At 55.2% G+C, this 20,880-nt stretch carries 14 protein-coding genes; 7 read left to right on the top strand and 7 right to left on the bottom strand.

Annotated elements, in window-relative coordinates; all coding sequences use genetic code 11:
* Window positions 1-63: 63 nt before the first annotated feature.
* Entirely contained in the window at window positions 64-1,176 is a 1,113-nt protein-coding gene (locus IE099_RS11090) for a hypothetical protein (RefSeq protein WP_189569989.1), read from the bottom strand.
* Between the two features lie 277 nt (window positions 1,177-1,453).
* Window positions 1,454-2,773: a hypothetical protein gene (locus IE099_RS11085; RefSeq protein WP_189569988.1), complete on the bottom strand. Its 1,320-nt coding sequence runs from the start codon at window positions 2,771-2,773 to the stop codon at window positions 1,454-1,456.
* A 399-nt stretch (window positions 2,774-3,172) separates the two neighbouring features.
* Between IE099_RS11085 and IE099_RS11080 the strand changes: the two genes are divergently transcribed.
* Together IE099_RS11080 and IE099_RS11075 are read left to right on the top strand one after the other, a co-directional pair.
* On the top strand, window positions 3,173-4,204 hold the full coding sequence (locus IE099_RS11080; protein WP_189569987.1) for a GTP-binding protein: 1,032 nt from the start codon (window positions 3,173-3,175) through the stop codon (window positions 4,202-4,204).
* A gap of 74 nt (window positions 4,205-4,278) precedes the next feature.
* Complete coding sequence (locus IE099_RS11075) at window positions 4,279-6,771, top strand: hypothetical protein (protein WP_189569986.1); 2,493 nt, start codon at window positions 4,279-4,281, stop codon at window positions 6,769-6,771.
* Between the two features lie 156 nt (window positions 6,772-6,927).
* Here the strand turns inward: IE099_RS11075 and IE099_RS11070 are convergent, their stop codons facing one another.
* The 4 genes from IE099_RS11070 to IE099_RS11055 all read right to left on the bottom strand — a co-directional run bounded on the left by IE099_RS11070 (window position 6,928) and on the right by IE099_RS11055 (window position 14,117).
* Window positions 6,928-7,725: a hypothetical protein gene (locus tag IE099_RS11070; RefSeq protein WP_189569985.1), complete on the bottom strand. Its 798-nt coding sequence runs from the start codon at window positions 7,723-7,725 to the stop codon at window positions 6,928-6,930.
* A gap of 174 nt (window positions 7,726-7,899) precedes the next feature.
* Entirely contained in the window at window positions 7,900-9,357 is a 1,458-nt protein-coding gene (locus tag IE099_RS11065; RefSeq protein ID WP_189569984.1) for a PH domain-containing protein, read from the bottom strand.
* 228 nt (window positions 9,358-9,585) lie between these two features.
* Entirely contained in the window at window positions 9,586-12,330 is a 2,745-nt protein-coding gene (locus tag IE099_RS11060; RefSeq protein ID WP_189569983.1) for a hypothetical protein, read from the bottom strand.
* Window positions 12,331-12,557: 227 nt separating this feature from the next.
* Window positions 12,558-14,117 (bottom strand): glycosyl hydrolase, encoded by a 1,560-nt coding sequence (locus tag IE099_RS11055; RefSeq protein ID WP_189569982.1) that lies wholly within the window; start codon window positions 14,115-14,117, stop codon window positions 12,558-12,560.
* 190 nt (window positions 14,118-14,307) lie between these two features.
* On the opposite strand from IE099_RS11055, the gene IE099_RS11050 reads away from it, so the two are divergent.
* The 4 genes from IE099_RS11050 to IE099_RS11035 all read left to right on the top strand — a co-directional run bounded on the left by IE099_RS11050 (window position 14,308) and on the right by IE099_RS11035 (window position 17,869).
* Window positions 14,308-15,690, top strand: coding sequence for a class II fumarate hydratase (locus IE099_RS11050; RefSeq protein WP_189569981.1), 1,383 nt, complete (start codon window positions 14,308-14,310; stop codon window positions 15,688-15,690).
* Between the two features lie 72 nt (window positions 15,691-15,762).
* Entirely contained in the window at window positions 15,763-15,933 is a 171-nt protein-coding gene (locus IE099_RS11045) for a hypothetical protein (RefSeq protein ID WP_189569980.1), read from the top strand.
* 92 nt (window positions 15,934-16,025) lie between these two features.
* Window positions 16,026-16,691 carry a carboxypeptidase regulatory-like domain-containing protein gene (locus IE099_RS11040; RefSeq protein ID WP_189569979.1) on the top strand — a complete coding sequence of 222 codons (666 nt, stop codon included), beginning with the start codon at window positions 16,026-16,028 and terminating at the stop codon, window positions 16,689-16,691.
* Window positions 16,688-17,869, top strand: a complete 1,182-nt coding sequence (locus tag IE099_RS11035; protein WP_189569978.1) for a porin family protein — start codon at window positions 16,688-16,690, stop codon at window positions 17,867-17,869. Before IE099_RS11040 ends, IE099_RS11035 begins: the two co-directional genes overlap by 4 nt.
* A 279-nt stretch (window positions 17,870-18,148) precedes the next feature.
* On the opposite strand, the gene IE099_RS11030 is transcribed toward IE099_RS11035, so the two are convergent.
* Window positions 18,149-18,466, bottom strand: coding sequence for a hypothetical protein (locus IE099_RS11030; protein ID WP_189569977.1), 318 nt, complete (start codon window positions 18,464-18,466; stop codon window positions 18,149-18,151).
* Between IE099_RS11030 and IE099_RS11025 the strand changes: the two genes are divergently transcribed.
* The gene (locus IE099_RS11025) at window positions 18,455-20,872 is read left to right on the top strand and encodes a S8 family peptidase (RefSeq protein ID WP_189569976.1); all 2,418 of its coding nucleotides are present in this window, start codon (window positions 18,455-18,457) and stop codon (window positions 20,870-20,872) included. The two genes, IE099_RS11030 and IE099_RS11025, sit on opposite strands and share 12 nt — an antisense overlap.
* Window positions 20,873-20,880: the final 8 nt, after the last annotated feature.

The raw sequence follows: 20,880 nt of genomic DNA, 5'->3' as shown, positions 1-20,880 counted from the left end.
AAGTTCAAGTGCTTGAGCTTTGAATTCTGGAGAGAAGCGTCTGCGGGATTTCACATTCATATTCTATTCGTGGGTTAGCGAGTGGTCCAGAATTCTCGCGCACTTCACTCGAGGCAACCAGCCGGAGCCTATCAAAACAAGTTCACAACCCAGGGCCCGCAACCTGTCCCACGCGTCTCTTTGCTCCTCCTTGAGATACACCCGCACTCCGCACTCGGGAACCTCTTCTCGCAGACGCTGAATCCCCTTTTCCAAAATCTCCAGATGGTAATCTTCGATTGGAGAAGGGAGAGAAGTGCAGACCAGACTCTGTTGGTCAGTCAGCCCCCAGCTTTCCCACTCATCCGGGTTTAGCTCCCACTCAGTGCCTTCGGTTGACGCTTCCGGAAGCAAGTCCAGCGTGGGCTGAGGAAAGAGTTCATTCCAAGCCATCTGCCTCGCCGATTCCATTGTCTCTTGACCTTTTTTCTCACCTTCAACGCCCTGAAAACGAATCGCAGCCCGCGGATGAGCCCAACAACTATAATCGATATCGAGAGCAAACCACTGATTCAGACTTCGGTCCTCGCGGGCGACATAGCTGCACACCCCCTCAATAGCCATCCGTGGAAACACGACCGCCAGCAAAAACCACTCCGCAAAGCCCTCCCCCGGCCATTGATAGCCATGAGCTTTCTTCCGTTTCCTCTCTCCCAGGATGAGCTCGGGTGAGAATTCTCCCCGCTCGCTCAGCACAAGAAAAGCCTCCATCAACTCACGCATCGGCAAGGAGCAAACACTTCCGAAAGCCGCCTTCCGAATCGGTCGGTAGTGGGTCGGTTTGGCCCGGCGGGTTTCATCTTCCCCGGAAGTGTAAGCTTCCCGCCAAATCCCAAAACCCTCTGCAGCGAGACCTTCCGTGCGCTCAACGGCGAGCAAAGGATTCGGCGTTTCCCGCCAATCGACGACAGTCACCAAGCCCTGGTGGGAAAGAGCCAAGAAAGACCACATCTCACCAGGCGCAGGATAGGGGGAAGCCGTCGCCATCACCCGCACCTCGCAGCCCATCTCAACCAAGTCGGGCAGCAGGAAAACCAAATCGGCCGCTAGATAAACTCGAACAACAACATCAGGCCGAAGCTTCGCGAAGAAAGTGATCACTCCTCGAAGAGCCTCAAAATCGCGGGCAACCTTCACATCTCGCTTAGCTGCTCCCGTGATTCGGTCCCAACCGAAAGAAATTCTGTCCCCGAAAGAAGAAGAGGACCCGTTCGGAAGTTTCCTCGAAGGGGACACACGAAAAAAGCTCGTTGCAAGCACGTGAATCCCCTCTTGCCCATTCACAATCCGGGCAACCTCAAAGCACTTCTTTCGTGCACCTCGATTCTGTCCCTGAATTCGAGCAACCTCCTCTTCTCCCAAAAAAGGGAACACCTCGGACCAGCTCATGATTCTCGGTGGACTCTCAGAATCACTAATACTGAGTCGACGCCTCCGCTTTGGAAATCGCTTCCTGTATTTCTGCCGCTGTATCGGTGTCTAGAATTAGGTCCGCCCACTGCTGAGCTAGGGAAATATCTCCCTGTGAAGCAGCCTCTTTAGCATAGACGGCTGCGATATATTGTGTGTTCTCGGGGGCGATAGTGGACATTCTTGACGACACCCAATCTGCAGCCTTTTCTGCGTCTTTCTCTATCCAAGCCTCCAAGCCATCAGTCATCCATAAAGAACTGCGCTCAAGGCCTCCTTTCAAAACTTCTTCCATAAATTTCTCCGGATCATCGCTAATCAACTTCTCTACAACTGCCCTTGAAGCGGATGCAAAATTATCAGCCAAATAGTCACGGTAGCCTCCTTCTCGAAGCTCCCCTAAAACTTCAGCTCCCTCAAAAAGACTTCCTTCCGCCAATAGAAATAGCGCTTTCACGCCCAAAGCGCCATCTCGCGCAGCCGGATTCTCACTATCTTCGTATTGGCTCAACAAGGTCCGAGCATCCCTTTGACTAATAGAGTTAATAGCCTGGATAGCAGTTTGAAAATCCTGGGCTGAAGCACTTCCTTCCAAATAGGATAGAGCCCTCTCAGAATCCGCTTTTACCCAATGACGTAGAGCCTCAGCTCGCACTTCCCCCATCTTCCGGTTCGGCAACTCATAACCACTATATTCTTCAGAGCTAAAATGATAAATATCCTCTGCGAAAATCGGCACTAACCTTTGCAAAGATGACACCAACAAACCTGAGTATGCATCGTAACTCCTCAGTGACTCAAGATAGGGAGATATATTAGAATAAGAACCGAACTCACCTCGAGCAAAGACCTCTAAAGACATCTCCAAAACCTGGGAACTCTCAACAACAACTTCATTTGAAAGAAATAAGTCAATATCCTTCCAGTTGTTTCTTGCCATTCTATCAAAAAGCGCTGAGACAGCATAAGACCGATGGCCTTCTTTCATTGAAGCAAGAGCTAAAACAAACTCAGAGAAATCAATTCCACTTGAATTAAATAGCAAATAAATCTCTTGAGCCAAAGCTTCCCCTTCTCCATTCTCTTCAACAAGAGTCTCATAAGCGCCCAACACTCCCAACCTAGAAACCAGATCGCGTAACTGCTCCTCTTCGGCCAGAAACAACGCTTCTCCCGCTTCGACACTCTCGGGATGATCGTATTTGGTATCCGCGACGGAAGACTTTGGTTTTCTGATTACTGAAACACCTACATCATGACTTCCCCCGAGATAAAGAATGAGGGAGAAAACTCCCAACGCCAGAAATGCGAACAAATACTTCATCTTCAGATCTCAGGACACCTCAAGGTCAATTTCAGCAAGTCACCTTGCCATTCGCACAAGTCGCAACACATACATTTCCAGACCAGGAATTGCCATTCGAGTCCTTCCATTCCCCAATACAACTTTTGGTCCCGGCGCCAGTGCCACAAAACCCGACCTTATGACACGTTGCCTTTTTCTTGTACGTCGAGGCTGCAAATTCAGAAGCATCCACCAACCCCGAGAACATCGTCACATTACTAGCCGCAATCGAGGCGACGATGCTTTTCTTGATAAAGGAGCGCCGGGTGGATCGGTGGCGTTGGTATTCGGACTGATTGGAATCATTCATAATGACTTTTCTCTGAAGACAGATTCAAATTGACAGAAGAGGGGGGGGTGATGGCAACACCTTTTTAGATGAATGTTAGATTTTCTTCTATAAACAAAAATGTTGGGCGCTTCTTCCTCATCGGTGGCTTTCTTGGAGCCGGAAAGACTTCCCTCATCAGAATGATAACGCTTAAATTAAGACACTTACAACTAGAAGCCGCTCTCGTCACAAACGACCAAGGAGAAGGACTTCTAGACACCGATTCGGCGCGGGAGACTCTTTCTTTCTCTTCAACTCACTCAGCATCAGATAACGACTATTTATGTGACAATATAGACACAAAAGAGATATCGGGGGACGAAAAGACACCTCAAGAAAGCCCGCCCCCTCCCCTAGTGAGTGAAATCACGGGAGGCTGCTTCTGTTGTCGCCTGGAGGAACTGGTGGGGACAATTGAAACCCTCTCTCAAGAGTCGCGCCCAGATGTGATTGTGGCCGAGCCTGTAGGGAGCTGTACCGACCTGATGGCGACTGTCATTCGACCCCTGGAACAGATCTACAAAACGCCTCTCACTCTGGCTCCCCTCTCTGTCGTATTGGATGCTCGTCGGGCTCTCGCCGCTCTGGGTGGCAAGCGGAACAAACGCGACTTTCACCGCGATGTAGGATACATCTATCGCAAACAGCTCGAGGAGGCTGAATGGCTGGTTGTCAACAAGTGTGACTTGATGGCCGCTGAAGACCTTGCCGATCTGGAGCGCCGACTCGCACGATCTTTCCCCGGGAAGAGAACCTTCTATCTCTCCGCCAAGACAGGTGAAGGGCTGGATGAATGGCTTGGGGCCCTCCTCAACGATTGGACACCCCGCCCTTGTCGTCTCCTTCATATACTTCGCCGCATCCTTCCCCGATGGCTTTCTGTTGCTCCAGGCCGAAGCTCGCACTGGGTGGGCACTAAACTTCTTTTCATCATGAGGAATTTTAGTCGATGGATTCGAGCCAAGGCTTCGATTTCTTCCAGTCGCCACTCTGAAAAGGAGAGACAGAAAAAGGCCAGGGTACGCGTCTTGTCACCTAAATACGTGACAAGCAGGAATCGTTTCTTCTTTGCGGAGTGAGAAGCGGCTCGGCAGGATGATTTTCCCTATCGGAATCGTCTGGGGAGAACATCAAACAAAATCCGCACAATATCATGAAACGAACAAAATTGCTCACAACAGTCGGTCTTTTGGGCTCGTTGGCCACAGGCCAAGGAGCCTGGTCACTGCTTGAAGACTTTGAAAGTTACACCACCGGGGCAATCAGTCCCCAAAGCACTTCCTGGTCCTATGTTTTGACTGCCAACGATGCCACCGTTGGCAGCGATGCTGGCAACAATTATATGGTGCAAGGAGCGACAAATGGTGACCACGTTAAGTTTGATAATAACTCGATCTTGATCGCGGATGGTGCGATCGGGACATATTTTTTCCGCGTCTTCATGACGGGGCCCTCGCACACTGCGGTCGCAGTCTCACCTTTGACGGCCGCGACCGCTGGTAACGGCTTCAACGACGGCAAAGCAATTGTTCGCTTCGGTAACAATTCCAGCACGTCGACAACGACCTTTGGATACAATTTGGATGTAGCGGGTAGTTACTCCAATCTGACCGACAATACCAATGATGGTGCGTGGTATAATGTCTGGGTCCTGATCGACAACACGGCGAATCGCTCCTACGAGGTGCATATTCAAAGTGACGATGATCCCGACTTTGCGACCCAGACCCAGTTGAACCCGACGGGACTTGCATTTCGCCAAGGGACTGCGGATGGAGATCTGCAATCTCTCTTCTTCCGCACTGCGGTGAATGCAACTGCGACGCATTTTGACGATCTCTACATCGATAGCACGACGCACAACCTTTCCGACCCCATTAATCCACCGGTTGATATCGATAGCGATGGCATGGAGGACTTTTGGGAAGAGTCGAACTTCGGAGATCTCTCCCGGACTGCGACTGGGGATGAAGATATGGATGGCCTGAACAACTTGGCAGAGTTCCTGGCCAGCACCGACCCCAACGATAAGGACAGCGATGACGATGGGCTCGAAGACGGTCCCGAGGTCAACGCCACTTTGAATGATTACTCGACGCCCACCGGATACGGTGCGACCGACCCCTTGAACGGGGATTCGGACGGTGATGGGGTCAACGACTTCGATGAAGTCACAGGAGCTCTCAACATTCAGTTCGCGAACGCCCCCACCGATCCCAATGCGGGGGATAGTGACGGCGATGGGCTGCCAGATGATTACGAGTTGCTTTGCAACAGCTCTCCCGCCACCGCGTTGGCTCCGAATGACGATGGCACAACCAATCCGGACCAAGCTCCAACCGGAGACCGGGATGGAGATGGATTGTCGAATCTCGCAGAGTTCGACCCCTCGCAGGGTGACAACTTCGCCAGCGTACAGACAAGAGCCGATCTTTCCGATACCGACAACGACGGTTACAACGACAAGGTCGAAGACAACTTCGGTTCTTGGGGAGGGGTCACTGTCACGGGGACCAATCCGACGATAGCCGATACAGATGGAGATGGTCTCTTGGATGGGCAGGAGAACCCCGATCTGGCCTTCAGTGCGGGAGCCATCCCTAGCAATTCGGATCCGAATATCAGAGATACCGACCAAGACGGTTTCATCGATGCATTCGAGGTCTCTAGCAATACCAATCCCGATGACGTCAATAGCGTTCCTAGTCGACCCAGCGGGTTCACTTTGCTGGAAGATTTCGAGGGGAGCGAAATGGTTATTGGCAGCACCTTTGACGGGGTCAATGGCTGGTCGTCCACCAATGCCGCGCAGACTCTGGTGGCGGACGAGCCCATCGAGGGAAGCGATCAGGTGGGTTGTCTCACTCGCCTGACAGGTTCTTTCTTCAGTGCCGCCAAGCAGATCGACAACCTCGGTCTACAAATCAATGAGGGTGACACCGGAACCCTCTTCTTCCAACTCTACGCCACCTCTCTCGAAACGGACCTGAGCATGGGACTGAGCGACCAGGCGAGCCCCAGTGAGTTTGGTGGATTCGAGGCCCAGACCATTCTCGACAACGGCGGAATCATTGCCGTGCGGGATGGGAACGCAGGTCGCGACACCTTCGCGAGCTTTGCGGCGGGAATGTGGATGAATGTCTGGGTTGTGGCGGACAACGCTGCTGATACGGTGACCGTTTACTACGAAACCCCAGTGGGCGAAACCGGACAGTTCGAGGTCACCGATGACGGGGGCGTGGATCCCTTCGGCTTCCGCAACGGCACGAGTGAAACCCTGAAAAGTCTGCTCCTTGTGATGTCGGCTGGGACTGCTCTCAATCAGCCTGCCTATGTGGATAATTTCTACATCGATCCCAATGCGGTCAATCTCACTACGCCTGCTACGGCAAAGCCAGTTGGCGTCGTGCCTAGTGAGATCGAAGTCACCAACGTGGTTCGGAATGCCGGGGGTGATCTAGAGATCACCTTCAGCCCAGGGGGCGCGGGATACGTCCTAACATCGGCGAGCCCGAGCGAGCTCATGACTGGAGACTTTACCGATCAAGGCAACTACAGTTACGACAACACCGACACCTTTACGGTCCCTGCCAGCTTCATTGCAGCCAATCCCGGATTCTTCTTCCGGGTGGAAACCGACCTTTGATTGAGCCTTTGGTTTTTCCTCCGTCCGGTTCGCCGGGCGGGGGATTTTTTTTGCCTGGCAATCAGTGTCAGTGGTCTTGCGTCCTTTGACCGAAGACAAAAAAAGACGGCAGTCCTCGTGGGAGAACTGCCGTCGGATTGCACTGATGGGAATGCTCTATCGCTTGCGACGAAGGAGAGTGAGGAGGCTTAGAGAGCCAAGCAAAGCAGTGGTGGGCTCAGGGACGGGATTGACGAGGTTGTGGGTCGTACTGTCGATATAGAGGTCGTCGAAGTAGACTTCGTTGGAGTTGATTGCCGTGCGAAAGAACAACGACTGAAGATCTCCCTCAGCCACATCGCCACGGAACCCGAGACCAGACGGCCCGACCTGGGTCTGAGTAGCGTAGTTGGCATCGTCGTCACTTTGAATATGAACATCGTAGTCACGATTCCCGTCCGTGTTATCGACTAGAACCCAGATATTATACCAAGCGCCACTGACGGTATCGCTGGCCAAGGGCGTGTAAGTGTTATCATTATAAGCATAGAGTTGAGTATTCGCTCCAGAGCCCACTCGGTTTCCGATGCGCACAATGGGCTTGGCATCTCCCCAAGCATTGCCCGCTGTCGCGGCAGTAAGGGGTGACATCGCCGCTCCCACATGGCTGTCTCCAGTCATGAAAGCGCGGAAGAAATAAGTGCCAATCGCTCCGTCCGCGATTAGGATGGTGGTGTTGTCAAACTTGGTGTGGTTGTTGTTGGCACCTCCTTGAATGAGATATTGATTGCCTGCGGAGCTGCCCACTGTGCCATCCGCTTGGCCAGCAGAAGTATCATGGGACCAATTGCTGCTCTGGCCACTGATTGCGCCAGTGGTATAGCCTTCGAAATCTTCCAACAGAGTGAAAGCTCCTTGGCTAGTGCTCAATGCCCCTAGTAGCCCAAAGGTTGTGAATGTGAGTGTTCGTTTCATGTTTCGCGTGTTCTCCAATAAGAAACCTTTCTTATTTTCCCGAGCAGAATAGCCAATCTGCCATCTTTGTCGTGTCCCTTGAATACGTGACAAAGCGCTCGCCGCTCTCTTCGCAAACTTTTCATTCGCAGAGTGAGTCGCTCAACGGCGGCTGGGAGAAAACCCCACCAGCCATCATTGAGTGGGGCGAACCCGGACCAAGCGTTTCCCAGCCCGGACCTTCTCTCCTTCCGCCACCGCAATCTCTTCGATGACCCCGTCTCTGGCGTAAGTTTGCGGAGATTCAATCATCGCTGAACTCATCGGATCGATCGATTTTAAGAAAGCAAAGAGATCGCCACCGCCGACCTGGTCCCCCACTTTGGGAAACTCTCCTTCTGCAAAGACCACTTCTCCATCGCGACTCGCTGACGTCCACCCCTCATATTCGATGGCCTCATCCATCGAAGGCATGGCTGACAACTCGGCCGCTGAACTCTTGCGCACCAGCATGACTCCGAGCTCGAGTTGACACTTCAGATCTCCGACCGGAAAACGGCCATCGAACCCGTAAGCGGTGCCAGCCCCGACCCCAGTGGCGGTCCAGAGGTTCACCTGATTGCGCGACCACTCAGGAAAAAGCCTTTGCATCGCCGCTCGATTGTCGAGGCCAGCCCAAGACCAATTGCGCCCCACCCAATCAGGCAGCTGCTCGCGGCGAGGATCCCGGAATGACAGGTAGGCAGCCATGCAGTCCAATTCAGCGGCAGTGGGCAATCTCCAATCGGACTGCCCCGCAAAGCTCACCGCACAGCGACCCGCTTTGTAGCCCTTCGAATAAGCAGACTTCATGAGCTGCTCGCCGTAGAGTTCCGCCCCAGCAAATCCAATCTCTTCCCCTTCCCCGAAAAGCCGGGTCGCGGTGCTCCAATCCATTAAGATGGGCTCTCCTTCAAAGGCGCTGCCGTTCCAGGCCATCCCCCAGGGAGCTCGCACCCAAGTCAGTTGCGACTCTTCGTGAGTTACGGTTCCATCACCGTTGTCAAAGTAAGTGCCCACCGGAAAATCAAAACGTTTCCGCTCGCCAGGGACTCTTCGTTGAGAAAGAGGGCCAAAGTCCGAGACCTTTTGTTTCCTCGCCGATTGGAGCGTCGGCCCCTGCTTCTCAGCAGATTCCCCGGTAGCCGATACACCCTGTTTCTCAGCCTTCATCACCCCCTCATCCCTGCCACCGCTCCGCAGAATTCTCAGCGCCTCATCACGGAAGTGATCCACATCAGCGATGAGAAAGGGCTCCGATTGCGTGCCTCCACTTCCGCAGATTTTCAAACGCCCATAGCCGAATAGGAGTCCTAACAGATTCTTTTCGGTCTCGATATTCGAGACTGCGGAGGCTGGAAATTCGACGCGAGACACAGTGAACAACCCCCGGCGCGCCGCAATCTTCTCGCCAGTGACCATCACTTTGTGAGTCAAACCATAGAGACCCAACTTCAAGATCCCCACCACTCCCCCGACAACCAAACCAATCCCTAACAGATTCGGTAAATTCAACTTTGCGGACAGAGTCAGAGTCGCAATTCCTGCGGACAATGCCAAGACGGGCACGAGATAGGCCAACCAAGGCAAGCGGGAGATCAGTTGCGGCTTCATAGATATGCAAAGGCTTTAAAGAGTCTCCCACCAAGTCTGTCGATTGGAAAAGCCAGGAGCACCGCCCGAGTTTCCAAAGCCAAGAGCGCAGCTCCCTCAAACTCAGTGCCGCGCATCGTGACGTCTGATCGCAAGTGGGCACTCAAATTCTCAACCCGTATCTTGCGCAACTTCCAGACAGCCGTAGGTGTGGGAAATTTTTGCCCCCAATCCAGAAAGCCTCAGCCGCTAGCGCGCGCTTACTTTCACCTGATAGAAGCCGAAAGAAGAGCTTCCCAGACTTTGTTTGAAATCAACATTCTGGAGGTGTCCGTCAGAAGCGGGAATACCTAGAATCTGCCCGTTCTCTTCTGGATAGGATTTTGCAAAAGGAAAAGGGGTGGGAGAGAATGTTTGCAGATTGGATGAGCGCTCGGCTTGATAGCGAAAGCTTCCAACCGTCAGCGAACGGGAATCCGCCAGAGCGGGGCCGGGCACGCGACGAAAAGTCAGACGATCCGTCGCTTCGTTAATCGGGCGATACAGGTCGAGCGTGGGGGTGGAAGCGGCATTTCTAACAGATGGTTCAAAACCTGCCGCCAACTCGTGAAGGAATGGCATTCCATCCCCATCTTGATCGAGCGCAAGCAAACTCCGGTAGATATACGCCTCGGGGACAGGGGCAGAGGTTGAAGAAACCCTATCAATCCGATGGAGGAAAACGGGATAACCAAGGGAATCACTGGCAGTGACGAGCGACAAGGTCGAAGACGGTTGGCTCGCCAACCCGTCGAGGGTCAGCTCGCGTTCACTGATCAGGTTCGACTCGATGGCGGTTGAAAACTCGGAATATTTTCGCAGCGATACCGAGGTAATGAGAGAGGACAGATTTTGCGAGAGGAGATGAATCTCATTCACCGCCGTGAGAGATAACTCGACCGCGGTGTTGGCAACCGAAGTCTCGATTTGCGCGAGGTCGATCGCACCCGATTGTGGGGCGCCGAAAACCGCCCGCGAACGTCCGAGGGTCAAATCCCCATCATCCACATAAGCGACGAGGTAGGAGATGCCGCTCTCGCTCACTTCGACATCATATCCTGAGGCGATTCCCCCGGCGCCTAGAGAGCCCAGCGAATTCACGGCCGTCTCGCCGCTCGCGTTGACAAAATAGCCTGTGAGTTCGCCCGCGAGGTCACCGACCACGGCGAGAGCTCCGGAACGACTTGCGAAGGTCACCTCACGCAAGCTGCCGGGGATGAAGGATGGGACAGCGAGGAGGCCTTGATCGCTCAGGTCGGCGCCAATTTGCGTGAACTCCGCGTTACCATTTCCGAAGGTCGCCAGAATCAGGCCCGAACCAGTCGAGGTGATGGCAAAAGCACTATTCGAGGATGGCAGAGGATAGCTTTGCGCCTGAATGAATTGGCTTCCTTCGAAGAGCGAAAGGACCACCCGTGCGCCCGCTGAGGAACTCGTCTGCGCCGCCAGCACATGCCGGTCGCTCCCCACGGCGCAAGATTGGAGGTCGAGGATCTGTTGACCGGTCGAGCCATTCTCAAAGTCGAGGGTGAAGGCATGCGAGCTAAGTTGGCCATTTGTGGGGCTGATATAGTTAAGCTGCAGGAAAAGCCCATTGAGCAGACTGGTGGTCGCCACCCCACCCCGGCGGTCCGAGACAATAGTAATCATTTCTCCATCTGTCGCCAGCTCGGCCCGGTCGCTGACATCGGAAGCAATCCAACTATTGTCGGAGACGTCATAAGCGAAGAGCTTGCTATCATCGCTCTGAGCATCATCGTCGACAAGGAGAGCCATGGCCCCTCCCAAAGGACCAATCGATATCTTTGCCCGGCTCGCCACTGGAACGTTGAAATCCGTGAGGAGAGAAGTATTCCAGTCGCTCTGACCCACCCGTTCATTCAACGATATGCTCTGTTGGCTCCCGATAAAGCCCCCAATGGACATCGTCCGCAAGATCACGGGATTGCCTTGCGGGTTAATGTCCATCGCGAGTTGATCGACCGACGAACTTCCGGAATGCAGGGCAGGCGCCTCAATCTCTTCTCTTCTTTTGATGACTTCTTGTCCATTGAGAGTGAGCCCAACTCGCCAGTTGTGGTAATAGAGGCCAAGCTCGTCCTCCTCGTCGTAGGAGAACAGCGCGAGGTGAAGCACTCGATCCCGGATTTCGAAACCGAGTCCACCTTGCGGCAACGACAATAGAATACCTCCCGAAGCGGTTACGATATCGTCGACATATTGCGGGGCAAGCCAGCCGGGAGCGCTCGATCCAAAACCATTGGAACGCTCGCGAACAAAAACTTCATCTCCTCTCACATAGGCTATCGATGGTCCCCGGGTGCCGAGAACGAAACCAGCGACTGGAAGACTTTCATTCGCAAGGACTGGCAGGAAAGTATTCTCGGTATCAGGAACGTCTTCAACCTGCCATGCGTTCGCATCCAGATAAGCATATCGAATCGATCCCAGGGTGGAGGAGCCCCCGGCACTATCTAAAAAATTAAAGGCTACCCTCGGTGACCCGTTGGACAGAACGATGGAGGTGCGGAAGATACTGAGAGCCTCGGCACCAAGTTCCGAGACTTGGGGGAGCAAGGAATTGCTTTCGATCATCTCAGTCTGCCAATTGGACGCCCCTTCAGCCAAAGTCGCGTAATTGATCCCTCGATCATCAATGAAGGAGGCATGGAGAGAACGATCGGGCGCAATCTCCAAATCAACTCCAATGATCATCCCTTGGCCCGAAGCAGTGGAAACTACTCCCTCCTCGGTCCAGGCGTCTCCGCTGTAGGTGAAATAGACGAGATTGGTCGTCAGCGATTCTTGCTCAATGACCAACGCATGCCCGATTCCACTCGAATCATATTCCATCGCAAAGGAACCTCCACTCACAGTTGGGTCAAAGGAGAACTCTGTCGTCTGCGCCGGGAGATTAGGAATGCACAGGAACAGAACTGCTATGAAATATCTCATGAACTCGTCCTAACATGTCAACGGATTGAGAGTCAAAACGATTGCAGTTTTCCGGCCCTCGGGCTGAACCGGCTGTGCAAGGAGTGGACGGTCCGGGGGGAGTTGTTTCTTCGACTCTGCTTGGGATTGGGAGTATGCGGATTGGAAAAACTCTTCGACTTCCCCTTTCCATCTTTTTAAAGATAAAAAGAGGCAACCAATCGGGCTCGCACGTGATGAACCATGGATTAGGGTCTTTCCTGTTGATAGGAAATCGTGGACTCAAGATCTCGATAGACTTCTCCGGCAGGGGTGAGGGAGCCGTCTTTGCGAACCAGTTCACGACTGGGTTCAACCCAGTTGTAGAGGGCATAGCGTTCCACGAAAGGGGTCTCTTCCAGCATCTCTATCATCGCAGCAATGGCTCGCTTCTGCTCGGTCGGACTGGGATCAGGTGCGCTGGTCCAGTTGGCTCCGTTGTTCCACTCCTTGACCCAGATGGGTCGCTTCGTGCGCTCGTGCACGTTTTCGATGAACTTGTAGAACTGGCTGGCGGCAGCTCTTCCATCACCGGGTTTATTGACCGCGCGATAGTAGTGGATAACCACAAAGTCGACTCGCAGCCCCTTTTTGTCGGCTTTGTCCATAAATTCATAGAGCCAGCCCAATCCCCCATCGGAGACCGAGGGCGAGCCGAGACGCAGGCCGCTGTTCATCAACTCGGGCCAGGCCGAAATGGCAGCGTCCACACTCATGTTCGCCTGATCGGGGCGATCGGGCTCATTGAATCCTAACAAGTGGGTGGACCCTCTTGTCTTCCAGTCTTGATTCAGGCCAGGCCAGTGACGCTTTTGTTTGATGGGAACATACTCGAGGTCGAGGGTGGAATTTTTGTTGAGGTTCCAATTGTAATACCAACCGAGATCCAAGTTATCGACGATATCTCCGCAAATGCCTTTCTTGGTCGTCCAACGCCAGGGAAAGACCCGGATTGACCCGAGCTTGCCGGCCAGTTCTTCAGGCATTTTGTTGATGACCAAGTCATGATCTTGCGCGACGAAGTTCCTGCTCGCCCCCGTGCCATCGGCGTTTTCCGCGAGAGTGGCCATGTATCCCCGTTTGAGAACAAAGGAACTCGCCGGGAAGTCACTACCGGTTTTTTGATAAGTTGTGAAAGGCTGCTCCTTGCCCTTGAGGTGCTCATTTTCGAAAAGAGTGAGAGCGGGAAAGTCTGGTCCATGGGGGATGACCACCGCCCCAACCCCATAGGGTTCGATGCGGATGTTTTTTCCCAGTCGGGCCACCGCACCATTCACAAGCATGCGATCGAGAAACTGGTCGCGAACTACCGAGGGTTTGAACTTTTCAAAAACGACCCAACCATCTCCATGCACAAAATTAAAAGAAGAGCCGGCAAGCAGATTCTCATCGCTCCCAGTGAGATGAAGCACGGTGGCCTCCTTGGGGGTGAAGAACTGATTGGTTAGAGTTTCCGCTTTGCTCGTTTGAAAGTCCTTGCCGCGAGGGAGCGGCTTTCCGGGGGCGAGGATGGCAATTTTGTTTTCGGCAGGCTGCCCAAGGAGACGCAGGAACTGTTGATCCGCTTTGCTAAAGTTGGAGACTGGGAGTTCGAATTTCGCCCCCAGTTCGTCCTCCACCAGTACGGCGTTGCCCTTCTGAGTGAGGATTTTGAGCTCAACCGGTTGCGGGACTTCCTTGAGAGTCCACTCGCGACCAAGCAAAGCGCCGGGAGCACAGAAGAACAATATGGCGAGAAATGTGAGACTACCGGAAAAACGCATCTTCATCTTGGAAAACAGAACCTGCCTCAGTCCTGAGCCAAATACGAGCAAAGACCCCGCCTTGCGTCTTCGCCTGGACAGTCTTCATCGCTTATTGAAGCAGCCGCCTCCCCTAGGATGCGCGAGTCCCCAAGGCCCTGCGTATTCTTTTTCTTTTTGATTTCTTGATCCTCCATTTTTCGTTTTTCTTCCCCCTATGTCCGAAACACGCATCGAACGCGATTCCATGGGAGAAATGGCTGTCCCAGTTGAAGCCCTCTACGGAGCCTCCACCCAACGCGCCGTCCTGAACTTTCCCGTTTCCCACCGTCCGGTGGACCCCCTCATGATTCACGCCTACGGGCTCATTAAGCTCGCCGCCGCGCGCGCCAATGGCGAACTCGGCGTGGTTGATACCGCCAAGACCGCGATTATCGAAAAGGCCGCACGCGAAGTCCTCGAGGGCAAGCACGACGAGCACTTCCCCGTCGACACCTACCAGACCGGATCCGGCACCTCGACCAACATGAACGCCAACGAGGTCATCGCGAACCGCGCCAAGCAAATCGATCCCGATTGCGGCGTGCACCCCAACGACCACGTCAACCAGAGCCAGTCCTCCAACGACACCTTCCCCACCGCAATGCACATTGCGACCGGAATGGCGTTCAAGGACATGTTGATCCCCGCTCTGGAAGGCCTTCACAAATCTCTCGTGCAAAAGGCGCACGAATTCCACGACGTTCTCAAGATTGGCCGCACCCACCTGATGGACGCGACTCCCGTTCGTCTCGGGCAAGAGTTCTCCGGCTTCGCCAAACAAGTGGAGCGCTCGCTGGACCGCAGCCACAAGGCCCTCAACGCCATCTTCGAACTTCCTCTCGGCGGCACCGCGGTGGGCACGGGCCTAAACTGCCACCCCGAGTTCCCCAAGAAAGCCATCGCCATCATCGCGGAGGAAAGCGGCATCGACTTCGTGGAAGCGGAAGATCACTTCGAAGCCCAAGCGGCCAAAGACGCCCTCGTCGAAGCCCACGGCCAGCTCAACACCATCGCCACCAGCCTTTACAAAATCGCAAACGACATCCGCCTCTTGGGTTCCGGTCCCCGTTGCTCCATCGGCGAGATTTCCCTGCCCTCCACCCAGCCCGGCTCCTCCATCATGCCTGGCAAAGTGAATCCCGTAATGGCGGAAGCCGTCACCATGGTCGCCGCCCGCGTTTTTGGTAACAACAACACCGTCACTTGGTCGGGAGCAAACGGGCACTTCGAGCTCAACGTCTTCATGCCGGTCATGATTGACGCCATTCTTCAGTCCACCCGCTTGTTAGCCAACGTTGCTACCATCTTCGATGAAAAGTGCGTGCAAGGCATCGTCGCCAACAAGGAGCGCTGCGAGTCCCTCATCGAGAACTCTCTCTCCATGGTCACCAGCCTCGCCCCCATCATCGGCTACGAGCCCGCCAGCAAGATTGCCAAGGAGTCCGTCGAAACCGGCCGCACCGTGCGCGAACTCTGCGCGGAACGCCTCGAGGAGCTCGGCATCAGCGCCGAACAACTCGCCGAAGCCCTCGACCCCGGCACTATGGCTGGCGAGTAGGAGCGATTTTTTCTACTCATCGAACAACTACCCTTTCCAACAACTCTGCCTCCTCCGAGGCAGAGTTTTTTTGTGAATTTTTGCCTCACAAAGGAGGCCTTGGTCTTCGACGTTGAGGGGGACTCCACTTCGAACTTTCCAATCGTCTTCCCCAGCAACGACACTCTCGACCTGAGCCCGTTCCTGAAAGAACACTTCGAGGAGCGCTATGGCAAACATTCAAAACTGCCTGCAGATGAATGATTCCCTTCCGAGCGATAGGTTTCTGTCGAAGTCCTCATCACGCCGCCACCTCAAACATCTCGCAAATCCAGTCTGAGTTGGTAGAAAAAGTGGTGCTCAGAATTCACCGAACATCTTCCTGGTTCTGCGTCCTCGCCATCTGTCTTTGTCTCCCCCGACTGCTGGCGAATACTGGCAGCATTCAGGGTCAGGTCCCTCTTCCCGAGACCGACGAAGCAGCCATTCCGGTTGAGAAATATCGTGGAAAAATTTCCGGGCAAGTGGCCACCGCCCCTCCCCTGGTAGCGGCTGTTTGGTTGGAGGCTCCGCACCTCTCCGCACCCGCCAAACCGCCCGTGGTCACCCTTCCGCAAACGAATTATCAGTTCGTGCGTTCCCTCATCGTCATTCCGACTGGCACCACCGTCTTGTTCCCCAACAACGATTCCGACTACCACAACATCTACTCGCTTTCGCGTCCCAAACGCTTCGACTTGGGTCGCTACAAAAAGAGCGAAAACCCAGCGCCCACCGTACTATTCGACAAGGCAGGCTTCCTCGATCTTCATTGCGAAATCCACGATCACATGAGAGCCCGCATCCGCGTCGTTGATTCCCCTTACTTCGGCACCACGGATGCCAAAGGCCAATTTACCCTCACTAACATTCCGCCCGGCACCTACACGCTGCACGCTCAACTCGATCGAAAGACCACTTGGAAACAAACTATCGTAGTGCAAAAGAAAGCGACCACTCGAATCACTTTTCCCAAGTCATGAACAAGCGTCTGGCCATCCTCCTCCCTTTGCTTCTTCCGGGCCTCTCCTTCGCCCGCGATTGGGAATTCAGCGGCAGCATCGAGAACACCCTCTGGCTGTCCAATGAGATTCCGCCTGCCTTTCTCGAGTTCGATGAAGGCTACCTCTACGACCCCAGCCTCTCGCTCAGTCTCGACTATCAGCCCGACCCGCGATTCTATCTCCATGCCACCGCGACCTACGACCAAGGCTTCGACCCCGGCACCAAGACTGATGGAGAGCTTCGCCTGGACGCCCTCATCCTTCGCTATCAACCTTTTGGGGACAACACCCTCAATCTGCAAGCGGGTAAGTTCCCCACCTTCGTTGGCAACTGGACTCCGAACCACAATTACTACGACGACCCCTTTCTCCTCGCCTCTCTACCCTACGCCGCAAACAACGGGATCAATACGCAGAACCCAAACGACCAGTCCCCCTCCGCCATCGAGGCGCGAGCCAGTGCGGACACTCCCAACATCCATCGGGCCAAAGAAAACTGGTCCTCCCTCATCTGGGGGCCAGCCTATTCCAATGGCTTTGCCGCCTTCGGGAGCACCGAACACTGGGACTATGCGTTCGAAGTGAAAAACACTGCGCTGGGCTCCAATCCCGACGAGTGGCACTTGGGCGAAGGTGATTTTGCGGAGCCCACATTTTCCGGCCGAATTGGTTACCGCCCCGACGCCGCCTGGGCCTTCGGACTTTCCGGCAGCTACGGTCCCTATCTGGATGCGGATGCGAGTGACAAGTGGGCCCCCGGAATCAGCCGCGACGATTTCTATCAGACCCTCATCGGCCTCGATGCCCGCTGGGCGCATCACGACTGGATTCTCTCGGGAGAAGCGTTCTACGCAAACTACGACGCGCTCGGTGAAGACCTGCAGAGCTTCAGCTACTACCTGCAAGCACGCTACAAAGCCGCCCCGGGATTCTGGTTGGCGGGACGCTTCGGGCAAACTTTCAGCAACGAAGTCACGGTCCCCTCAGGAAGCGAAAAACCATGGTCGCCAGACCTATTGAGAGCCGAGCTGGCAGCGGGTTGGCGCATCACCCCGGACCTCCTCCTAAAAGGCCAATACGCCTACACCCTCGTGACGAACAACCTGAGTTACCCAAACAAAAACCTCTTCGCCCTCTCCCTCGGCTACCGCTTCTAAAGCCTTTCGGAGCGCGGGTACGAGGCACGAGCTCCCGCTTTCCAAGACAAACCCCCTCCTACCCCAAGAGGAGCGCCAGCCACCACCCTCCCCCTGCCCGCGCAGGGTCCCTTCAACGCCGGGCCCAAACTCGGTGGCGCAGGCACCAATCCCCTTCTCCAGTCCTTTATCAATTCCGACAAAGCCTGGTATCAGGACGCGCGCCAAGCCTACCACGGCAACGACCTCATCGGCGCTGACGGGCAGATCTCCAAACTCGATTGGTCCCTCGCCTACACCTCATACCAGTGGAGCAACTGGACCGCCAACAACCCCGGCACGCCCTTCACCCCCGACCACGAAGTCTACCCCTACGCCGACGGGAAAACTCTTGTCGAAATCTCCTGCGACGACAACGAGGCCTGGACCGGAGTCGAGCCCGCTCTCGCCTCCCTTGGTGCCACCAACATCTCGCACCACGACAGCGTCATCAGCGCCTGGGTCCCCATCGATCAACTCGGTCCCGCCTCTCTGCTCGACGGCATCACCTTCATTCGTCCAGCCTACCGCGAGAACCGTTCCGGCCTCACTTCTTCGCAAGGAGACTTGGCCATTCAAGCCGACCTCGCTCGCGCCGTCGCCCCGGGATTCACTGGTCAAGGCATCACCATCGGAACTCTTTCCGATAGCTTCGCCACCGCCCCCACACCCTCGACCACCGCTTCTGAAGACATCTCTAACAACGACCTTCCTGATGGCATTGAAGTCCTCAGCGAGTTCGCCCAGCCCGCCACGGACGAAGGACGGGCGATGATGCAGATCATCCACGATCTGGCCCCCGGGGCAGAACAAAAATTCTTCACGGCCTTCAATGGACAAGCCGCCTTCGCCAATGGCATCCGCTCCCTCGCCGCTGCCGGCTGCGACATCATCGTCGACGACGTCTTCTTCTTCGCCGAACCCTTTTTTCAAAACGGCCTCATCGCCCAAGCCGTTAACGAAGTCTCTGCCGCGGGAAAACCCTACTTCAGCGCGGCTGGCAATTCCGGCCGGCAATCTTACGAATCGGAGTTCCGCTTCGCCGACGGATTCACCGGGCTCAGCGGTGGCCCTCTCCACGACTTCGATCCCGGTCCCGCGACCGACGCCTTTCAAAGCTTCACCATCCCCGTCGGTTCGGCCGTCACCTTCGTGCTGCAATGGGACGAGCCCTTCTTCAGCGTTTCGGGTGCTCCGGGTTGTCAGTCCGATATCGACATCTTCCTCACCGGCAGCGGTGACGGTCAGTTCAATGTCCTCACCGGAGCCTTCTCCCGCAATGTCAATGGTGACGCGGTCGACATCTTCACCTTTACCAACAATGGAACCATCGACATCGACGGACAGCCCGGACCCGATACCGAGTTCAATCTCGCCATCGAAGGTCTCGCCGGAACCCCTCCGAATCTCATGAAAATCCTCTACATCAACCGGGGCAATTTTTCCGTCAATGAGTTCGATACCCAGAGCAGCACCCTCGTTGGTCACGCCAACGCGCAGCACGCCATCGCAGTCGCCGCCGCGCCCTTCTTCCAGACTCCGCCTTTCGGATCCGCCATCCCCCAGCTCGAGTCCTTTTCCTCTCCCGGCGGCAGTGCGCTACTTTTCAACGACGACGGCACCCGCTTCGTCGAACCCCTCGAAACCGCCCAACCGCGCATCACCTCCGCCGACGGGGGCAACACCACGTTCTTCGGGCAAGTCATCAATGATGGCGACAGCTTCCCGAACTTTTTCGGCACCTCCGCCGCCGCTCCCCATGCCGCCGCGGTTGCAGCCTTGATGTTAGAAAGCGCCGGTGGCCCCGATTCTCTCACCCCAGCCCAACTCCTTACCCTCCTTCAACAAACGGCAATCGACATGGAGACACCGGGATTCGACTCCGGGTCTGGCGCGGGTCTTATCGATGCCCAGTCCGCGCTCAGACGCATCGGTGAAAGCTTGTTCGGCGACCCCCTCCTCGCCGATATCTTCATGGACGAGGACAACCAAAGCTGGCTCAACCCCAACGTCTGGGACAACGACAACGCACCCTCCCCCGAGTTCGACTACGTGCTCGCCACCGTGGGCAACAACATCATGCGTAGCTCCCCGCAAAACCAAATTGCCGCCGGCACCGCCGACTTTCCCGGCAACTCCCTGACCGTCCCCTCCGGCACCCGCTTCTTGCTCAAGCAGCAAAGCCAAACCGCCTCCATCAACTCCGGTCAAGGCGAACTCATTCTCGATGGCGGACAAGTGAGCTTCGGTCCCAACGCAAACGGCAGTCCCGTCCTTGACCTCAACGATTTCCATGTGACCGCCACCTCCGGAAACAGTCTCGGAATCGCATCCAGCATTCGCAACAACACCGCAACCGTGAACGGCCGACTCACCGGACCAGGAGACCTTTTAATTCTTCTCGAAGACGGCGGTTCGTCCCTCACCTCAAACGGCGTTGTTGCCTTCGCGGAAGTGGATGAGAAAGGCTACACTGGTAAGCTCACCGTCCAGGGACGGGGCTCGTCGGGCAACGCCATCCTCGACTTCAATTCCGATGTCGATTTCACCGGAGGAGCTGCCCTGGAACTCATTGGAAAAGGAACGCTCAAAGTCGACCAAGCGCTCACCTTTCAAGCCAGCAAGCTCAGTGATCCCGTCAATGGCACCGTCCCTCCCGGAGTCTATTCCGGGGTCGAACTCGAGGCCCTGGGCGCAAACTATCTCAATGCCGGCGGAACCCTAACTGTCCTCCCCGAGCCCTCGCTGGAAGGTTTCGAGTTCATCAAAACGGACGAAGCGATTACCCAAGTCAATATTGCCTTCAGCAATCTCCAACCGGGTCTCACCTACGATCTTTACCGTAGTACTGACCTGGTCACCTTCGACACCCTGGTCGATACCGCTACTACGGAAGTGCCGGCCTTCACCTTCATCGACACGCAGTCCCCGCCCGCGAAAGCCTTCTATCGGCTGTCCTCACGAGAGGAGCCCGAACCCAACTAACCCTTTCC

The organism is Roseibacillus persicicus (assembly GCF_014651675.1).
Classification (GTDB): Bacteria; Verrucomicrobiota; Verrucomicrobiia; order Verrucomicrobiales; family Akkermansiaceae; genus Roseibacillus; species Roseibacillus persicicus.
The sequence above is the reverse complement of the archived record's forward strand: the minus strand, read 5'-3'. Positions and strand labels throughout refer to the sequence as shown.